We start from the raw sequence: 19,719 nt of genomic DNA, 5'->3' as shown, positions 1-19,719 counted from the left end.
TACCGCCACCTTTCAGCTACTACTGTGCTGGCGCAGACGTTAGGCGGATTCGGGGCGCTCGGGCTCGAAGCGCCGAGTCTCAGGGACAGTTCACAGTCGGTCGTCATGTCGTCTTCCCGTCACTGTCCGGTCGAACACAATGGATTACGTCGGCCATGTCGCGCTCAGCAGCGCGCGGGCGCGGGTTCGTTCCGGAAGCGCGCCTCCAGAAAGTTCCAGGCTTCGGGCAGGCCCGCGACGGCGGTGGTCATGTGTTCGGCTATCTCGTAGCGGGAGAAGGTGATCGATGCCCCCGCGCGGCAGTACCGGTCCGCGACGTCGGCGACGGCGTCGAACGGGGTCAGTTCGTCGAAGACTCCTTGCCAGAAGAAGGTGGGGGTTTCGGGGATGCCGGGGTAGTCGCGCAAGCTGTTCTCGCGCAGCACGGCGCGGGCGTCGGGATTGTCCATCAGGCTCTTGGTGGCGGCGAGCTGTTCGGCGTTGCGCAGTGCGCCGTGCAGGAGCAGGAAGCGGCGACATTCGTCGTGGGTGAAGTCCCGGAACCACAGGCCCTCGGCGTTGAGCTGGTCCGAGATCGGCAGTCGCTCGGGGTATTCGCGTTCCAGGCCCATGGCGGCCGCCCACGCGAGACCGAACCCGGGGTGCGGGCCGAAGCCGATGCCCAGGGCCATCTGTTCGAGGTCGGCCGGAATACCGCCCGCGGCGACGCCGGCGAGTGTCAGATCGGGCGCGTAGGTGGGTTGCAGAGCGGCGGCCCACGCCGTGGCCATGCCACCACCGGAGTACCCGGCCAGTGCGATCGGTGACTGACCCAGGCCGAGTTCGGTCGCGCGTTGCAGGGCTTGCACGCTGTCGAGGGTGACCATGCCACTGAGCTTGGCGGCGCCGTAGGCGACGGTCGGGCCGAGGTAGTCCGGCAGCGCGACCGCCCAGCCCCGGCTCAGCGGCAGCACCGCGCCGAAGGCGTCGAGGGTTTCCTCGTTGAGCAACGAGTACGAGGGGTTGCACTTGGTGCCGAGGGAGTTGATCAGGGCCTGGTAGGACACCAGCGGTGGGTTGTGGACGCCGACCGGGATCAGCACGGTGGTCACGCCCATGATGGGGTGGCCCGCGGAATTGGTGGAGCGGAAGGCGACGTGCCAGATGTCGGTGCCCGCGTAGAGCCCGGTGTCGAGCTTGCGCGTACGGACCACGTCACCGGGGGCGAGGTCGCCGAGGGTGTCGGGTGCCGTGAAGAACGGGTCCGGGTTCGGTGTGGGATAGAGGGGTTCGGCGGTCGCCGCGGGGGCGAACAGTCCGGCGGTCAGAGCGCAGAACAGCACCGTCAGGGCGGCCGTCCAGATCCGGCGCATGGTGGATCCTTGTCATCGGTGGAGCGGGCGGGTGGTCAGCAGTTGGTCGGCGCGGGTTCGCCGCGGAACCGCGCGTCGAGCCACGCCACGGCGGAGGGGAATCCCATGACCGCGGTGGCGAGGTGGTCGGGACTGGGGTAGAGCTCGGACAGGACCGGGGTTCCGGCCCGGCAGTAGCGCTGGTTGGTGTGCACGACCGCGTCGACGGGGATCAGCGGATCGACCGGGGTGTGCCATTCGAAGATCGGCATCGTCGGCACCCCGTCGAAGAGTTCGAGGCTGTTCTCGTCGCCTACCGCCCACGCCCTCGGGTCGTCGATCAGGGACACGGTCGAGGCCAGGTCGCTCGCGCTGTGCATGGCGCCCGCGGCGATGAGTTCGACCGTGCAGCCGTTGGACATCGCCTCGCGCACCGCCAGGCCGGTGTCGTTGAGCTGTCCGCTGATCGGCAGCCGGTCCGGGTATTCGCGTTCCAGCCCGAGCGCCGCGGCCATGGCCAGCCCGAACATGGGGTGCGGAGCCAAGCCCAGGGCGCGGGCCATCGTGGTGATGTTCATCGGCACACCACCCTGCGCGGCCCCGACCAGCCGGAGTTCCGGGGCGTACCGGGGCGCGAGGGCCGCGGCCCAGCCGGTCGCCATTCCGCCGCCGGAATAGCCGAGCATGGCCGCCGGGCTGTCGGCGAGGCCGAGTTCGGGCACCCGGAGCGCGGCGCGGATGCCGTCGAGGGTGATCTGGCCGCCGAGCCGGGCCGCGCCGTAGGCGGCGTTCGGTCCGAGGTGATCGGGCAGCGCGATGCTCCAGCCTCGCAGCAGCATCGTGTTCAGCAGCGGAACGGCCCGGTAGAGCAGGTTCGGGTCGTAGGCGTAGAGGGCGCGCGAGACCGCGCACTGCGTGCCGAGACCGTTGATGATGTGCTGGTAGGACAGCAGCGGCCCGCCGGGGCGGTGGTCGTTCGGGGTGAGGATCGTGGTGGTCGCCGCGATCGGCCTGCCCTGGGAATCGGTGGACCGGAACTTGATCAGCGTGACCGTGGCCGTGGGGAAATACGGCAGCGGATCTTGCGTGCGGACCGCGAGGACCGCCCCGGGATCCCGGCTCGCGAGGTCGGCGGGCGCGGAATAGAACGGGTCGGGGTCCGGCGTCGGATACAGCGGCACCGCGGCGGTCGCGGGCTGAGCGCCGGCGACGAGCAGGCCGGCCAAGACGGCGCAGGCCAGTGCGCGGGCGTCAGCGATCCTCATGGCTCACCCCCGGCGCGGGAATCCGGAAACCGATACCGGTGGCCCGCTCGGAGACCTCCCACAGCTGCTGCCAGCGGGAGCGCTCGCGCGAGAGCGCGCTCGACGGGCACGCGCCGATCGCGCCCCGCGTGTTGAACAGCTTGGTCGGCCCCCAATAGGTGTGCGGGTCCGCGTCGGGCGAGGTCGCGGCGTACAGAATGGATTGTGCCGCGGCGGCGCGTGATTGACCGACGAGGCGGATGAACGGCTCGGCGACGTAGTCGAGCGGGGTCTCGGTGTGGGCGACGAGGCCGGTCGGGGAGACGCCCGGATGCACCACATACGACCGCAGACGCGACCCGTGCTCGTCGAGCCTGCGCTGCAGTTCCCGGCCGAACATCAACGTGGACAGTTTCGATTCGGCGTAGGCCGTCGAGCGCGAGTACCGGCGGCGTTCGAAACGCAGGTCGTCGAGCGGCAGGGAACGCGTCCAACCGTGCGAAATGCTCGACAGCGAGACGACCCGGTCGCGGACTCGGTCCAGCAGGAGCCCGGTCAAGGCGAAATGGCCGAGATGATTGACCCCGAATTGGGTCTCGAAACCATCGGCCGTGCGCGCGAACGGCACATTCATCAGGCCCGCGTTGTTGATCAGCACGTCGAATTCGCCGCATTGCCGGGCGAATCGCGCGACGGCGGTCAGGTCGGCCAGATCCAGTTCGGCCACCGTGACATCGCCCCCCACGCGTGCCGCGATATCGCTGCCGCGCCGCGGATCACGGCAGGCCATGACCACCGAGGCGCCGTGGGCGACGAGAACGCGGGTCACCTCCGCGCCGAGGCCACCGTTGGCCCCGGTGATGACGAATCGCCGGCCGTGCTGATCCGGTATCGGATCGGGAGTCCTTGCCATGGCGCCCGACATTACGAATTGCGGAATCCCGATGGCAATGCGTTTGGAAAACGTCAAACGCGGCGCGGCGCGGGCTGGTCGTTTCCCAAAGACGGCCTGCGCGTCCGGAATTCGGTCATCGGCTGACATAGCGTGACGCCGTCAGTGCCCGAGCAGCTGTCGATTAGCTAGGAGATGTTTGCCGTATGGCTCGCGAAGACGAACTACGCACGTATATGAAGAAGGCCGTCCGGGAATTGCAGGTCACCCGGCAGCGTCTCGACGACGTGGAAGCGCGAGCCACCGAGCCGATCGCCATCGTCGGAATGGCGTGCCGTTACCCGGGCGGGGTCACCTCGCCGGAGCAGCTGTGGCAGGCGGCCGTCGAGGGGCGCAGCCTGGTGGGGGAGTGGCCCGCCGATCGGGGCTGGGACGTCGAGGGACTGTTCGATCCCGAACCCGGGCTGCCAGGCAAGTCGTACGTCCGCACGGGCGGCTTCCTCGACGGCGCCACCGCGTTCGACGCGAACTTCTTCGGCATCAGTCCGCGCGAGGCCCTGGCGATGGACCCGCAGCAGCGGCTGGTGCTCGAGACCGCGTGGGAGACGTTCGAGCGGGCCGGGATCGATCCGACCACGGTGCGCGGCAGCGCCACCGGTGTGTTCGTCGGCCTGATGCCGGATATGCAGGGCCCGTCCTCGCGCGATATCGACGAACGGGTGCGCGAGACGATCGAGCACTTCCTGATGACCGGGCAGGCCTCCAGCATCGCTTCCGGCCGGGTGTCCTATGTGCTCGGGCTGGAGGGGCCCTCGGTCACCGTGGACACCGCCTGCTCGTCGTCGCTGGTCGCGATCCACCAGGCGGTGCGATCGCTGCGTTCCGGCGAGTCGACGCTGGCGCTGGCCGGCGGTGTCACGGTGATGGCGACACCCGCCGCGTTCGTCGCGTTCTCCACCCAGCGCGCCCTCGCCGCCGACGGCCGGTGCAAGTCCTTCGCCGCGGGCGCCGACGGTACCGCGTGGGGTGAGGGCGTCGGCATGCTGTTGCTCGAGCGGGTCTCCGAGGCCCGGCGTAACGGCCATCGAATCCTGGGCCTGGTGCGCGGCACGGCGGTGAACTCCGACGGCGCGTCCAACGGCCTGACCGCGCCGAACGGACGATCCCAGCAGCGGGTGATCCGCTCGGCGCTGGCCGACGCGGGGCTGGCCTCGCACGAGGTCGACGTCGTCGAGGCGCACGGCACCGGGACCCGGCTGGGCGATCCCATCGAGGCCGAGGCGCTGCTGGCGACCTACGGCGCCGAGCGCGACGGGGCGGAGCCGCTGTTGCTCGGGTCGCTCAAATCGAACATGGGCCATACCCAGGCCGCGGCCGGTGTCGGCGGGTTGATCAAGATGGTCATGGCGATGCGGCACGGGCTCGTGCCGCCGACGATCAATGTCGACGAGCCGACGCCGCACGTGGATTGGTCCGCGGGCGCGGTGCGGCTGGCGACCGAGACCCAGGCGTGGCCCGCGACCGGTCGTCCGCCGCGTGCGGCGGTGTCGTCCTTCGGTATCAGCGGCACCAACGCGCATGTGATCGTCGAGCGCGGCGACCTCGAGCAGGACGTGGCCCGGCCCGCCGATGCCCTTGTGCCGCCGGTGATTCCGTGGGTGCTGAGCGCCCGCTCGGCCGACGGCGTCGTGGCGCAGGCGGCGGCGTTGCTCGGCGCGGTCGAGTCCGGCGTCGCCACCGACGCCGTCGACATCGGCTTCTCGCTGCTGGATACCCGGGCGCGGTTCGACCATCGCGCCGTGATCGTGGGACACGATCTCGACGAGTTGGCCGCGGGACTGCGATCGGTCGCCGAGGATCGGTCCGCGCACAACGTCGTGCGCGGCACGGCCGGTGCGGCGGTGACGGCGGCGATGTTCCCCGGGCAGGGCGCGCAGCGCGTCGGCATGGGGCGCGAGCTCTACGACAGCTATCCCGTGTACCGGACGGCCTTCGACGAGGTCTGCGAGGAGCTGGACAAGCACCTCGAGCTCTCGTTGCTCGACGTGGTCTTCGCCGCGCCGGGCACCGAGCGGGCCGCCCTGCTGGACCGCACCGAGATCACCCAGGTCGCGCTCTTCGCCACCGAGGTGGCGATCTACCGGCTGGCCGAATCCTGGGGCCTGCGACCGGCATTCGTGCTGGGCCATTCGATCGGGGAGATCGTCGCGGCGCAGGTGGCCGGCGTCTGGTCGCTGCCGGACGCGTGCGCGCTGGTGGCGGCCCGAGGACGGCTCATGCAGTCCGGACCGGCGGGCGGGGCGATGATCGCGGTCGCCACGGACGCCGCGACCGCCGCCGAGCTGGTCCGCGAATACGACGACGTGAGCATCGCCGCCGTCAACGGGCCCGCGTCGGTGGTCCTGTCGGGCGCGAGCGCGTCGATCGACGCGCTCGCCGGTCAGCTGACGGCCGAGGACGTGCGCACCACCCGGCTGCTGGTGAGTCACGCGTTCCATTCGGCCCACATGGACGCGGTCCTCGCGGAATTCGACCAGGTATGTCGCGGCCTGACCTATCATCCGCCGACGGTGCCGGTGATCTCGGCGCTCACCGGCAAGGTCGCCGAGGTGACCGAACTGTGCTCCCCGGACTACTGGGTCAACCATCTGCGCGAACCGGTCCGCTACCTGGACGCGGTGCGGTGGGCGCGCGAGCAGGGCGGTGTCGACTGCTTCGCGGAAATGGGGCCGGGCGCCGCCCTGACGGCGATGGTGCACGAGATCGTCGACGATGGTGAGGCAGTGACCGCCGTCGCGCTGCAACGGCCCGGCCTGGCCGGTGACCTCGCGTTCGCCCTGGGACTGTCGGCGTTGTATTCGGCAGGGACGTCGCTGGATCCGGTCTCGGTGTTCGACGGTTCCGGGGCCCGCCGGATCGACTTGCCCACCTACGCCTTTCAGCGCGACCGGTACTGGCTCGAGGTGACCGAGGGCAGCAATGTGCGCGGCGCCGGACTCGCCGCCGCGGACCATCCGCTGCTCGGCGCCAAGGTCGATCTCGCCCAGGACGGCGGGCTGCTGCTGACCGGGCGGCTGTCGCCGCACACCCACCCCTGGCTGGCGGGTCACCGGATCGGCGGCGCGATTCTGCTGCCCGGGACGGCCTTCGTCGAACTCGCCTGGCACGCGGGACAACGGGTGGACTGCCCCGAGGTCGGTGAACTCGTGCTCGAAGCGCCGCTGGTGCTGCCCGAGCCGGGCGCGGTGGAGATCCAGGTGCTCGTCGGCGCGGCGCGGGAGTCGGGGGAGCGCACCCTGGGGGTGTACTCCCGCCCGCAGACATCGACCGGGTCCGACCTGCCGTGGACCTGTCACGCCACGGGCACCGTGCGGGCCGCGACCGATCCGGCCGCGGCCGTCACCGGTGCGTGGCCGCCGCCGGGAGCCGTCGCGGTGGCTCTCGGTGACCCGTACGAGGCGATGGCGGCGGCGGGATACGACTACGGCTCCGCCTTCCGCGGGCTCGGCCGGATCTGGCGTCACGGTGCCGAGGTGCTGGCCGAGGTGGCCCTGCCCGAGGCCGACGCCGGCGCGGCCGGACAGTTCGGTCTGCACCCCGCGCTGCTGGACGCGGCGCTGCACGCGATGATCGCGACCGGCACCGTCGGACCGACCGAGTCCGGCACGGTGCGGCTCCCGTTCGCCTGGGAAGGCGTGTCGCTGTTCGCGGTAGGCGCGGCCGAACTCCGGGTCCGGCTGACCCCCGCCGGAACGGACCGGATCGCGCTCGAACTGACCGATACGACGGGCAGGCCGGTCGCCCGCGCGGAATCGCTGGCGCTGCGCGAGATCTCGCTCGACCTCCTGGAACAGCGGCCGTCGGCGACCGACGGCGGCCTGTTCGAACTGAACTGGGTGACAGTCCCCGCACCCGACGGGATCGGCGACGACGGCGAATGGCACACCCTCGCCGAGGGCGCGGTCGTGGTGGAGCAGTGCGCACGCGGCGCGGGCGACCTCGTCGTCGTGCGGGTGCCCGGTGCCGCCCCCGACCCGGCGACCGCGCACGAGCAGGTGATCGCGGTCCAGGCCGTCGTCCAGGACCTGCTCGCCGATGATCGGTTCACCCGGGCCCGGATCGTGTTCGTGAGCACCGGCGCGGTCGCCGTGCACAGCGCCGAGGACATCGGCGATCTCGCGGGCGCGGCGGTGTGGGGTCTGCTGCGGACCGCGCAGAACGAGCACCCCGGCCGGATCACCCTGCTCGATCTCGACGGGCGGACCGACTATCGCGAGGCGGTCCGTGCCGCCGTGGCGCTCACCACCGAACCCCAGCTGGCGATCCGGCACGGCGAATCCCACGCGCCCCGCCTGGTTCGCGCCGGCGCGGATACGGTCGGATCGGCCGACGCGCTCGACGGCGGCGACTGGCAGCTCGTCGATCGCGGTCGCGGCACCCTCAACGGGGACAACATGTTCCTCGCCGAACAGTCCGCGCCCACACCGCTGGCACCGGGGCAGGTCCGCATCGCGGTCCGCGCGGCGGGCGTGAACTTCCGTGACGTCCTGATCGTGCTCGGGATGTACCCGATCCCGAACACCGCCATCGGCGGCGAAGGCGCCGGTGTCGTCATCGAGGTCGCACCCGACGTGGTGGACTTCGCGCCCGGCGACCGCGTGATGGGCATCTTCACCGGCGTGAGCGCCACGGTGGTGGCCGACCGGCGGACGGTGATCCCGATCCCGACGGGCTGGTCGTTCGAGGACGCCGCCGCCGCGCCGATCGTGTTCGCCACCGCCTACTACGCTCTGGTCGACCTGGCCGGGGCGCGGGCAGGGGAGTCGCTGCTCATCCACGCCGCGACCGGCGGTGTCGGGATGGCCGCGGTGCAGCTGGCCCGTCATCTCGGGCTCGACCTGTTCGTCACGGCCAGCCCCGGGAAATGGGATGCGCTGCGGGCGAACGGTTTCGGCGACGAGCGTATCGGCAACACCCGCACCACCGAGTTCGAGGGCAAGTTCCTGGCGGTCACCGGGGGCCGCGGTGTCGACATCGTGCTCGACTCGCTGGCGGGCGAGAAGGTCGACGCGTCGCTGCGCCTGCTGCCGCGCGGGGGCCGCTTCATCGAGATGGGCCTGACCGATCTGCGCGACCCCGACGAGATCGCGGCGCGGTACCCGGGGGTCGGCTACCAGAACTTCCTGCTGATGGAGGCGGGCCCCGACCGGTTGCACGAGATCCTGACCGACCTGCGCGGCCTGTTCGAATCCGGTGTCCTGCGCCCCCTTCCGGTGACGCGCTGGGATGTGCGTCGGGCGCCGGAGGCGTTCCGGCAGCTGAGTCAGGCCCACCACGTCGGCAAGTACGTGCTGACGGTCCCGGCCCCGCTGGACCCCGACGGCACCGTCCTGGTGACCGGCGGCACCGGCGGCCTGGGCGCGCTCGCCGCCCGGCACCTGGTCACCGCCCACGGCGTGCGGCATCTGCTGCTGGCCAGCCGGCGCGGACCCGCTGCCGACGGCGCCGCCGAGCTCGCCGCCGAACTGGCCGCGCTCGGCGCTCGGGTCGACATTGCCGCCTGCGATGTCGGTGACCGGGACGCGGTGACCGCGCTGGTCGCCGCGATCCCACCCGAGCGCCCGCTCACCGCGGTGGTGCACACCGCGGGCCTGGTCGCGGACGCGCTGTTCGCCGAGCACACCCCCGACCACGTCGCGAAGGTATTCCACGCCAAGGCCGAAGCCGCCTGGCACCTGCACGAGGCGACACGCCACCACCCGCGGGCCCAGTTCGTCCTGTACTCCTCGATCGCGGGTCTGCTCGGCAATCCCGGTCAGGCGAACTATGCCGCGGCCAACGGCTTCCTCGACGCACTGGCCCAGCACCGCAGGCAGCACGGCCTGCCCGCGACCGCCCTGGCCTGGGGGCTGTGGGAGCGCGGCACCGGCATCACCGGTCATCTCACCGAGCGTGACCGGCAGCGGATGCGCCGCGAAGGTCTCATCCCGCTCGGCGACGCGGACGGCATGGCCCTGTTCGACACCGCGCTGTCGACCGGCAGGTCGCTGGCGGTCCCCGCCCGACTCGATCTCACCGCGTTGCAGTCACTCGGCGACGTGGACGAGATGCCCGCGATTCTGCGGTCGCTGCTGCGCGGTCCGCGCCGGGTCGCCGGTGGCGGCTCCGACGAATCGGCGAAGCTGCTGGCCGCGCTGGCCGGCGTCGAGCCCGCCGAGCAGGAGCGGATCATCCTGGGCGTGATCCGGTCGCACGCGGCGGCGGTACTCGGGCATGCCTCCGCCGAGGCGGTGCCCGCCGAGACCGCCTTCACCGACCTGGGCTTCGACTCGCTGGGCGCGGTGGAATTCCGCAATCGGCTCGAAGCCGCCACGGGGGCCAAGCTGCGCACCACCATCGTGTTCGACTACCCCAACGCCGCCGCGCTGGCCCAGTACCTGCGCACCGAGATCGCCCCGGTCGACGATCCCGCGGCGCGCATCGCCGCCCAGCTCGACGCGCTCGCCGCCGGGTGCGCCGGGGTGGACCTGCCGCCGGAACGGATCGAGGAGCTGCTCGGCCGGATCAACGACCTCGCGCGCGCCCTGCGCGGCGGCGGGGCCGAGGACTTCGTCGACAACATCGACGTCGCCGACGACGACGCGCTCTTCGACCTGATCGACCAGGTCCGTTCGGTCTGAGCCGACCAGAAAGCGAGACTCGAATGGCCGACGAAGCCGAACTGCGCGCCTATCTCAAGCGCGCCACCCGACAGTTGCAGGAAACCAGGCAGCGCCTGAGCGAGGAGCAGGAACGCGCCAGGGAACCGATCGCGATCATCGGCATGTCGTGCCGTTTCCCCGGCGCGATCACCACTCCCGACGAGCTGTGGCAGGCCCTGATCGACGGGCGCGACCTGATCACCGAATTCCCCGCCGATCGCGGCTGGGACATCGACGGGTTCTACGACCCCGACCCCGACAAGTTCGCCAAATCGTATGTGCGCGAAGGAGGTTTCCTCGACAACGCGGGCGAGTTCGACGCCGGCTTCTTCGGCATCAGCCCGCTCGAAGCCGAGGCGATGGACCCGCAGCAGCGGTTGCTGCTCGAGATCGCCTGGGAATCGGTCGAGCACGCCCGGCTGGACCCGACGGCCCTGCGCGGCAGCGCGACCGGGGTGTTCGTCGGCTTCAGCGATCAGGGCTACGGCTTCGGCGCCACCCGGTCCTGGGACGGCGCCGAGACCTACTACTTCACCGGTAACCACGCCTCCATGGCGGCCGGTCGCGTCGCCTATCTGCTGGGGTTGGAGGGGCCCGCGGTGACCGTCGACACCGCGTGCTCGTCCTCGCTGGTCGCGATCCACCAGGCCGTGCAGTCGCTGCGGCTGGGGGAGTGCACGACGGCCCTGGCCGGGGGTGTCACCGTGATGTCGACCCCGATGCCGTTCGCCCTGTTCTCCCGCCAGCGCGCGCTGGCGGCGGACGGGCGGTGCAAGTCCTACGCCGCCGGCGCCGACGGCACGGCCTGGGGTGAGGGCGCCGGAATGCTGCTGCTGGAGCGTCTCTCGGATGCCCGGCGGCACGGGCACCGGGTGCTCGCGGTCGTGCGCGGGTCCGCGGTGAACAGTGACGGCGCGTCGAACGGGCTCACCGCGCCGCGCGGCATCGCCCAGCAGCGGGTGATCCAGTCGGCCCTGGCCAACGCCGGGCTGCGGGCCGGCGAGGTGGACGTGGTGGAAGGCCACGGCACCGGCACCGTGCTCGGTGACCCGGTGGAGGCGCAGGCCTTGCTGGCCACCTATGGGCAGCGCGACGGTGCGCCGCCGCTGGTGCTCGGCTCGGTCAAATCCAATATGGGACATACCCAGTCGGCCGCCGGGGTCGCCGGCGTCATCAAGGTCGTCGAGTCGCTCCGGCGCGCGATGGTCCCGCCGACCCTGCACGTCGACGCACCGACCCCGCACGCCGACTGGTCCGCCGACCGGATCCGGCTCGCGCGGCGTCCCCAGGTCTGGCCGGAAACCGAGCACCCGCGCCGGGCCGGGGTGTCGTCGTTCGGCATCAGCGGAACCAACGCGCATGTGATCGTGGAGCAGGCGCCGGAGCCCGAAAGCCTGGTGACAGAGCCGGATCGGCGCCCCACGGCGCCCGTCGCGTGGCCGCTGTCGGCGCGCGATGCCGCCGGTCTGCGCGCCCAGGCGGCTCGGCTGTACGCCGCGGTGGCGGACTCCGCCGACGACCCCGCCGGGATCGGGTATTCGCTGGCCACCACGCGCACGCGATTCGACCACCGTGCGGTCGTCGTGGGCCGGACCGGCGCCGAACTCCTCGACGGGCTCGCCGCGCTCGGCGCACCCTCGGCCGTGGCGTCGCCTCGCGGCGGCAAGCTGGCGATGATGTTTCCCGGTCAGGGCGGGCAGCTCGCCGGTATCGGCCGCGGACTCTACGACGCCTACCCGGTCTTCGCGCGGGCCTTCGACGAGACCGCCGCCGGCTTCGACGCCCACCTCGAGCACTCGCTGCGCGGGGCGGTGTTCGACGCCGACACCGAGCTGCTCGCGCGGACCGACTACGCCCAACCCGCCGTATTCGCCCTCCAGGTGGCGCTGTACCGACTGCTCGAATCCTGTGGAGTGACACCGGATTACCTGGTCGGGCATTCCCTCGGTGAACTCACCGCCGCGTATGTGGCCGGGGTGTTCTCGCTCCCCGACGCGATCGCGGTGGTGGCCGCCCGCGGCCGGTTGATGCAGCGCATGGAACAGGGCGCGATGATCGCGGTGCGGGCAGGCGCCGACGAGGCGCTCGCCTCGATCGCGGGGCGCCCGACGGTCTCGGTGGCCGCGGTCAACGGCCCGAACGCCACGGTGATCGCGGGCGATCCCACCGCGATCGGTGAGATCGCCCGGTACTGGCGGGGCCGCGGGCGCCGGGTCACGCGGCTCGGTGTCGATCGCGCCTTCCACTCCCCCCACGTGGCGGCGATCGTCGAGGAGTTGCGCGGGGTCCTGGCGTCGATCCGGCTCGACGAGCCCCGGCTCCCGGTCGTGTCCACACTGACCGGCGCCGAAGCGACCCCGGGCCTGCTGACCTCGGTCGGCCACTGGGTTCGCCAGGCCCGTGAACCGGTGCTCTTCCACGACAGCGTGCGCTGGATGCACGAAGCCGAGGTGGGTACCTATCTCGAGCTCGGCGCGGGCGACACGCTCTCCGCCCTGGTCTACGAGACGCTCGCCGCCAGCGGCAGCGTCACCGTCCCGCTGCTGCGACCCGGTGTCGACGAGGCGATGTCGGCGGTGCAGGCCCTGGCGAGCGCATGGGTCGGCGGCGCCGAGGTGGACTGGCGGGCGCTCCACGGCGACCGGGCGCCCGGGCTCGTCGACCTGCCGACCTACCCGTTCCAGCGCAGGCGCTACTGGGTACACACCGACAGCGCCGTGGTCGAGAACCTGATCGGCGCGGCGGGCAACGGCATCGTCGGCGAGGTGACGCCGTCCGCCGGACCGTCGACGCTGCGGGAACCGGCGCAGGCCCGCGAGCGAGCGGACCTGGCGGAGATCCCGGACGAGCAGCGTGCCGAGGTCGCGACGCGCTTGGTGCTGGCCCAGATCCGGGAAATCCTCATCGACCGCACCGACGACGACATCGACCTCGACGCCACCCTCCTGCAGATCGGGCTGACCTCGCTCAGCGCGCTGGAACTGCGCGGCCGGATCACCAGAGCCGCGGGTACCCACGTCTCGCTCGAGGATCTGTTCACCCATCCGACGCCCCGAGCGCTCGCGGATCTGCTCGTCGCTCGGATCTGGGCCGACACGACGACCCCCGAGGCGGTGCCCGCATGACGCTGTCCTCCGTGCCTCGCGGCACCGTCGCCTTCGAGCAGCTGGTACCGGCCGTCCTGGCGCACCGGCGCGGTCTGGCCGAGGTCTACGTCGCCGACACCGCCGTCGTGGGTGAGAGCGAATTCCTTGTCGCGGTACAGGTTCCGCGAGCGCACTCGCTGTGGTTCGACCGGCTGGTCGCCTATCACGATCCCTTCGCCGCGCTGGAGGCCGTACGACAGTCGCTGCTGGTCGTCGGCCAGCGGCACCTCGGGGTGCCCGCCGACGCGCCGGCGAGCCTGCAGACGATGTCGTTCCAGGTCGAAGACCTCAGCACCTTCCGCGACACCGAACGCGAACCCTTCGAGGGGATCGTGCGACTCCGCCCGGGGGCAGCGGGATCAGGCCGCGGCTACTACCAGGATGTCTCCTTCGAGGCCGTGCTGACCGTGCACGGCGCGTCGGCGTTGTCGGTGCGCGGCAGCGGGATCGCGTTCCCGCGCGAGGCCTACGACGAATTCCGCGAACTCCAGCGGCGCGGTCGATCCGCGCGCGCCCCGAGCGGCGCCGACGCACCCCGACCGCTGGATCCCGCCCTGGTCGGACGGCGCGACCCACGCAATGTCGTGCTCGCCCGCGATGCCGCGGGCAGGCTGGTCCTGGTCGTGGATCGCGGCCACCCGAGCTTCTTCGACCACCAGTACGACCATGTCCCCGGCCCGCTGCTGCTCGAGGCGTTCCGGCAGGCGGCGGTCCTCGCCGCGACCGAGGCCGGTGCGCTCGACTCGCCGGTCGCGGCGGTGTTGGACGTGACGGCCCGGTTCAGCGACTTCGCCGAACTCGACAGCGAGATCACCTGCGCCACCACGATCGTGGGCGACCTCGCGATGGGCGAGATCGCCGTCCAGGTCGACCTGCACCAGTTCGGCAACACCATCGCCGTCGCTCGCCTCGAGCTGGCGCACTATCCCGCGTCCCGGGAACGACAGGAGCACACCGGATCATGACCACCCCAGCGACAGGATCGGGCAAGCGGTTCGCCGTCATCGGCGGCGGTCTGTCCGGTATCGGCGCCGCCTACCAGCTCCATCAGGCCGGACACGACGTCGAGGTGCTCGAACAAGACGCCGTGCTCGGCGGCCGCTGCGGCTTCGACACGCTCGGCGGCCGCCCGATCATGATGGGCGGCAAGAACATCGGACGGCGATATCACGAGCTGCGCCGGTTCATCGCCGCGTCGGGAGACCGGGCCTACGAGCCGTTCGGCATCAACAGCTCGCAGATCGTCGACGGCGAGATGGTGACCCTCGACAACCCCGGCATCGCCGGATTCCTGCGTCATCTCCTGCGCACCGGATCGCCGGTGGACGCGGCGCGGATGCTCTACTACGGCGCGCGGGTGCGTTTCGACGAGCGCCATCGGTACCTGGGCTCGGACTTCTTCGGTGCCGTGGGCGCCCGCAACGACGCCGCCGCGCTGAGCGCGCACTTCGGCCCGGACTTCGCGCGCACCGTGTTGCGGCCGTTGACCGTTCGGCTCAACGCCGCCGAGCCGGACGAGGTCTTCCTCGGCGCGTTCGGGGTGAGCCTGGGCATGGTGCAGGATCGCTACGACCAGCTCGTCGACGGAATGCAGCCCGTCCTGGACTGGTTCGCCGGGCAGGTGCGGGTGCGGCTGAACACCCGGGTGGATCGCCTCGTCGTCCGCGACGGGCGGATCACCGGACTGGACGTGTCCGACAGCGGCGGCGCGGCGAGCTCCACCGGCTACGACGGGGTGGTGCTCGCGATTCCGGCGCACGCGGCCGCGGTCCTGCTGGAGCCGGTGGCACCCGCGCTGGCCAAGCTGCTGGGCGAGGTGACCTATCACCCGTCCACGGTGGCGGTGGTGCAGTACGCGAAGCCGTTCTTCGGCAGCACTGTTCGCTCGATCGCGTTCGACTCGGGTCCGTGCAGCGCCGCCGGCGTCTACGGCGTGCACGACCGCGACATCGTCCGCTACACCTTCAGCGGCCGCGCGGCCCGCCCACGACCCGACACCGTGCAGCTGAGCCGCTGGATCGACGAAGCCGAAGCGACGGTGCGCGGCCACCTCGGCGGGTTCATGCCGGCCCGCGTTCGCACCGAATCGCGCAGCTGGGCCGCGGCGCACTGCGCGTATCTGCCCGATCACGCCGCGTTCCTGGGGAAGGTGCGCGAACAGTCCGATGCCCTGGCCGGACTGGAACTCGCCGGGGACTATCTGCTGGGCGCGCAGCTCGAAGCGTGCTTCCGGTCCGGCATCGCCGCGGCGCGCGCGATCACGCGGTAGCGCCGATGCGGTGCGGTCGTCGGTGTCGTGCTCGACGACCGCCCGCGTCACGCGGCGCCGGTGGTGTTCTCCAGATCGTCGGCGAGCAAGGCGATCCGGGCACGCAGGATGCCTTCCGCCGTGGTGAGATCGAGATCGGTCAGACCACCCACCCGCCGCAGCCGGTAGTCGACCGTATTGGGGTGGACGTGCAGCCGGCTGCCGGTCGCTTTGCGATTGAGTCCGGTGTCCATGTAGGTCCGCAGCGTTTCCAGCAGATCCGGATGGTCGGCGAGCGGGGCGATCACCGCGGCGAGATGATGCCGCGCGGGCCCCGGCCGGGTGAGCTGATACTCGATCGCCACATCCGACAGCTGATACAGCCCTGCGGGTTTGGCGATGCCACGCACCAGATCCAGCAGTTCGTGCGCCTGCTCGGCCGCCGTCGGGATCAGGTGGGTCGGCGCGGGCACCAGCGTCGCGGTGAGCCCGACCCCGGCCAGCTTGCTGATCTCGGTGAGGACGGCCTCGGTCATCACCGGCTCGTCGGGTTGGTCGTTCGGGATCAGCAGGGTGCCGCCGTAGGTGCTCAGCAGCGCCAGCGAGCGCGAGGCGAAGGCATCGGCCAACGCCGCCTGTACCCGGCGCAGCTTGCGCCGGGCGACGACCTGGGCGTCGACCCGGGGATCGAGCTCGTCCGCGATCACCGGAATCATCAGCGCCACCACCTGATACGACGCGGCCACCCGGATGCCGGTCTGCCGGGTCAGGGCGCCGACACCGTGCCCGCTCAGCAGCGCCGACACCATCGTCTGGGCCCCGGTCTGATGCTCCTTGGCCACCTGGCGCTGCTCGTCGAGGTAGGCGCCGGTCACCGTCGCGTTGATCACCTCCAGCGTCTGCAGAAGCAGTCGGGTGCCCGCGATGACCTCGGCGAGATCGGCGGCGGTGACATTGCCGATGACCAACTCGAAGCCGATGCGGAAACCCTCGGCGTAGGCCCGCAACAGGGTCTCGACGGGCACCCCTTCGCGCGCGTGCTGGGCGGAGGCCGCGCGCAGCGCCACCAGCTGCGCCTCGGAGGGCGTCGTGCGCTTGTCGAGCATCTCCATCGCCAGCATCAGGCAGCGTCGGGTGAACTCGGTGACGTCGCTGCGCATCGCTTCACTCGGCAGGGCCTGACAGGGCATGACGTTCTCGGCGAAGTAGGTGACCAGCTGCGAGACCAGATCGTCGACGTTGCCCAAGAAGCTCGACACAGCACGGCCGTCGGTGGTGGTGATCGGATCGGGCGCCCGATCGATAGCGGAAGAAGTCATCGCGTTCACTCCATCGTGTCCTGTGTGAATGGCAACATAGCCAGCGCGCGAGCGCTGGCTCAGAGTCCAGTCACGCTGCCTGGGGTGCTCACGATCTTGTGCAATCGCCGCTGTGAGGGCTCACAGGGCGGGGAATCGGGAGTGTGCCGGGAGGCTTGCGGTGCAGGCCGGCGCGGTCGTAGAGCCGGCTGACCAGCGCGCCGAGCGTCAGCCCGACGGCGAGGCCGAGCAGGGTCATCCAGAAGCCGTGCGCCGGTCCCGCGCCCAGGTCGGCGTCGAAGAACGGGATCGCTCGCACCGCCGTGTACACCTGATGCATCGGTTCGAACGTCGCGAGCACACCGACGTAGCGCGGTGATACATCGTGGCGAGCAACGCACCCAGCATCGCCATCACGACCGTCGGAAAACACCCGGATGCGCACGGTCGCATGCTGACAGTGCGAGCGCCCGGCGGCCGGGGCGTTGGAATCTGCCCGACGTCGGGCGCGCTGCGTTGCCGATCTGCCGATCGGCCGCCGCGGACTTCAGGCCGCCGCGGCCTCGGCGGCGCCGTTGAGCCGGGCGTAGCGTCCCGCGTCGTCGAGCAGCGTCGTGTGGTCGCCGAGCTCGACGACCCGGCCGTGATCGAGGACGGCGATCTGGTCGGCGTCGCGGATCGTACTGAGCCGGTGCGCGATCGTGATGACCGTGCGGCCCTGGGCCACCACATCGATGGCGGCCTGCACCGCGCGCTCGGTCTCGTTGTCCAGGGCGCTGGTGGCCTCGTCGAGCACCAGCACGCGCGGGTCGCGCAACAGGGTGCGGGCCAGGGCGATGCGCTGCTTCTCACCACCGGAGAACCGGTGCCCGCGCGCGCCGACCACGGTGTCGTAACCCTCGGGAAGCGAGGTGATCAGCTCGTGGATCTGAGCGGCGCGGGCGGCGCGCTCGATCTCGGCGTCGGTGGCCTCGGGCGCGGCGTAGCGGAGGTTCTCGCGGATGGTCGTGTGCAGCAGGTAGGACTCCTGCGAGACGACGCCGACGATGCGGGCGAGGGTGCCCAATTCGAGTTGGCGCACGTCGACGCCGTCGATGCTCACCCGGCCGCCGGTCGCGTCGTGCAGGCGGGCGACGAGCGAGGCGAGCGTGGTCTTGCCGGAACCGGTCTCGCCGACCAGGGCGAGCGTCGACCCGGGCGGCACGACGAGCGAGACACCGTCGAGCACCTCGGGGCCGTGGGCGTCGTAGCGGAAGCTGACGTCGTCGAACCGGACCTCGCCCACGACATCGCGCGGGTCCAGGTCGATCGGCCGAGCGGGCTCGTCGATCTCGACCGGAAGATCGAGGTAGCCGAAGATCCGGCTGAACAACGCCATCGAGCTGGTGACTTCGACACCCACGTTGAGCAGGCTCATCAGGGGGCGGAAGAGCGCGGACTGCAAGGTGGTGAAGGCGACCAGGGTGCCGATCGTCATGGCGCCGCTGGTCGCGGGGAAACCGGCGGCGAGGTAGAGGACGGCAGGGATCGCCGCGAAGACGATGTTCATCGTGGCCATCCGCCAGCGGCCGGCGAGCTGGGAACGCACTTCGAGGTCGACCAGGTCGTGGGAGGTCTGTTCGAAATGCGCGGAGGCCACGGGCCCGGTGCCGAGCGTCTTGCCCAGCAGTACACCGCTCACCGAGAGTCCTTCCTCGACCTGACCGTGCAGGTCGGCGAGGTGGCGTTGACGCCGGGCGGTGATGTCGCGGCGCAGCAGGGCGACGCGGCGGGTCAGCCAGATCGCCGGGGGCAGCACCACCAGCGACAGCAGTGACAGCCGCCACGACAGCACCGCCATCGCGATCGAGGTGCCGACCACGGTGGTGACATTGCCCGCGATCGCGGTCGCGGTGCTGGTGACCACGGACTGCATGCCGCCGACATCGTTGATCAGGCGCGACTGGACCTCGCCGCCGCGGGTGCGGGTGAAGAATCCCAGCGATTGGCGCTGTAGATGGCGGAACACGTCGGTGCGCAGCGTGTGCATGACCTGCTGCCCGACGGTGGTGGAGATGAGTGTCTGGCCGACGCCGAGCACGGCGGTGAGGACGGTGACGGCGAGCATGCCGCCCACCGCCCACAGCAGCAGCGAGATGTTCTGCTGGGGGAGCGCGTCGTCGATCACCAGGCGCAGCAGGAACGGCGAGACGAGGCTGATCGTCGAGCCCGCCACGATCAGGACGATCAGCACGGTGAGCCGAAGCCGGTAGGGCGCGAAGAGCGCGGCGATCCGGCGCACGGACACGGGGGACTCGCGCAGCTGTGCGCGGTCGGCCGGGTCGGGGCGGCGGGTGCGGCCGCCGCGGGAAGAGTCTTGGTCTTTCACAGGCAACCCCCTTCGGGGGAATGGACGTATGCTGAGGTTCCCTCACTATCTGGCAGTGTAAACAACTGGAGAGGCCGGATTTATGCCCGACAACGACAGCGAGCTCCTGATGCAGGTCGCCAGGACGCTGCGCCGACGCTGGGCCGCGGCGTACGCGCCGATGGGACTGACCCCGCATCAGGCCCGCGCGCTGCGGGTGGCGGGCGAGCACGAAGGACTGCGGCTCTCGGCTCTCGCCGAGGCGTTGCGGATCAGCCCCCGATCGGCGACAGAGGTGGTGGACGTGCTCGAGCAGGCCGGTCTGGTCACCCGCGCGCCCGATCCGACGGACCGTCGCGCGACTCTCGTGGCGGTGACGGCCCTGGGGGCGCGGACACTCGGCACCCTGTCGGAGGCTCGGACGAAGGAATCCGACGACTTCTTCGCCGGGCTCACCGACGACGAACGTGCCACGTTGCGGGGCATCCTCGGCAAGCTCGTCGGATAGTCCA

11 protein-coding genes are annotated in these 19,719 nt (G+C 71.1%); 5 read left to right on the top strand and 6 right to left on the bottom strand.

The genetic code is table 11. The annotated features are described in order from the left end of the window. Positions 1 to 164: 164 nt before the first annotated feature. Genes ACIO52_RS20415 through ACIO52_RS20405 form a run of 3 tightly spaced genes read right to left on the bottom strand, consistent with a single transcriptional unit; the run spans position 165 to position 3,488 of the window. A complete protein-coding gene (locus tag ACIO52_RS20415; RefSeq protein ID WP_316574957.1) occupies positions 165 to 1,352 on the bottom strand; it encodes a lipase family protein in 1,188 nt (395 codons plus the stop codon). A gap of 35 nt (positions 1,353 to 1,387) precedes the next feature. Continuing rightward, the gene (locus ACIO52_RS20410) at positions 1,388 to 2,596 is read right to left on the bottom strand and encodes a lipase family protein (protein WP_218718050.1); all 1,209 of its coding nucleotides are present in this window, start codon (positions 2,594 to 2,596) and stop codon (positions 1,388 to 1,390) included. Next, the gene (locus tag ACIO52_RS20405; protein WP_316575384.1) at positions 2,583 to 3,488 is read right to left on the bottom strand and encodes an SDR family NAD(P)-dependent oxidoreductase; all 906 of its coding nucleotides are present in this window, start codon (positions 3,486 to 3,488) and stop codon (positions 2,583 to 2,585) included. Before ACIO52_RS20405 ends, ACIO52_RS20410 begins: the two co-directional genes overlap by 14 nt. Before the next feature lie 185 nt (positions 3,489 to 3,673). On the opposite strand from ACIO52_RS20405, the gene ACIO52_RS20400 reads away from it, so the two are divergent. From ACIO52_RS20400 to ACIO52_RS20385, 4 genes are read left to right on the top strand one after another with little or no spacing between them, the layout of a single operon-like run. After that, positions 3,674 to 10,147 carry a type I polyketide synthase gene (locus tag ACIO52_RS20400; RefSeq protein ID WP_402645839.1) on the top strand — a complete coding sequence of 2,158 codons (6,474 nt, stop codon included), beginning with the start codon at positions 3,674 to 3,676 and terminating at the stop codon, positions 10,145 to 10,147. Positions 10,148 to 10,170: 23 nt separating this feature from the next. Continuing rightward, the gene (locus ACIO52_RS20395) at positions 10,171 to 13,293 is read left to right on the top strand and encodes a type I polyketide synthase (RefSeq protein ID WP_402645837.1); all 3,123 of its coding nucleotides are present in this window, start codon (positions 10,171 to 10,173) and stop codon (positions 13,291 to 13,293) included. After that, the gene (locus ACIO52_RS20390) at positions 13,290 to 14,279 is read left to right on the top strand and encodes an AfsA-related hotdog domain-containing protein (RefSeq protein WP_218720523.1); all 990 of its coding nucleotides are present in this window, start codon (positions 13,290 to 13,292) and stop codon (positions 14,277 to 14,279) included. The genes ACIO52_RS20395 and ACIO52_RS20390 overlap by 4 nt, the downstream gene beginning before the upstream one ends. Continuing rightward, positions 14,276 to 15,583 carry a protoporphyrinogen/coproporphyrinogen oxidase gene (locus tag ACIO52_RS20385; protein WP_402645834.1) on the top strand — a complete coding sequence of 436 codons (1,308 nt, stop codon included), beginning with the start codon at positions 14,276 to 14,278 and terminating at the stop codon, positions 15,581 to 15,583. Before ACIO52_RS20390 ends, ACIO52_RS20385 begins: the two co-directional genes overlap by 4 nt. Positions 15,584 to 15,630: 47 nt before the next feature. Here the strand turns inward: ACIO52_RS20385 and ACIO52_RS20380 are convergent, their stop codons facing one another. The 3 genes from ACIO52_RS20380 to ACIO52_RS20370 all read right to left on the bottom strand — a co-directional run bounded on the left by ACIO52_RS20380 (position 15,631) and on the right by ACIO52_RS20370 (position 19,228). Further along, positions 15,631 to 16,881, bottom strand: coding sequence for a CdaR family transcriptional regulator (locus ACIO52_RS20380; RefSeq protein WP_218720521.1), 1,251 nt, complete (start codon positions 16,879 to 16,881; stop codon positions 15,631 to 15,633). Positions 16,882 to 16,969: 88 nt separating this feature from the next. After that, complete coding sequence (locus ACIO52_RS20375) at positions 16,970 to 17,305, bottom strand: hypothetical protein (protein ID WP_402645831.1); 336 nt, start codon at positions 17,303 to 17,305, stop codon at positions 16,970 to 16,972. A gap of 102 nt (positions 17,306 to 17,407) precedes the next feature. Beyond that, a complete protein-coding gene (locus tag ACIO52_RS20370) occupies positions 17,408 to 19,228 on the bottom strand; it encodes an ABC transporter ATP-binding protein (RefSeq protein ID WP_402645828.1) in 1,821 nt (606 codons plus the stop codon). An 82-nt stretch (positions 19,229 to 19,310) separates the two neighbouring features. Here ACIO52_RS20370 and ACIO52_RS20365 point away from each other — a divergent pair, with 82 nt between their 5' ends. Continuing rightward, entirely contained in the window at positions 19,311 to 19,715 is a 405-nt protein-coding gene (locus tag ACIO52_RS20365) for a MarR family transcriptional regulator (protein ID WP_316574951.1), read from the top strand. Positions 19,716 to 19,719: the final 4 nt, after the last annotated feature.

The sequence above is a fragment of the Nocardia sp. NPDC087230 genome (assembly GCF_044744725.1).
Classification (GTDB): Bacteria; Actinomycetota; Actinomycetes; order Mycobacteriales; family Mycobacteriaceae; genus Nocardia; species Nocardia canadensis.
This window is presented reverse-complemented; position numbering and strand designations above follow the sequence as displayed.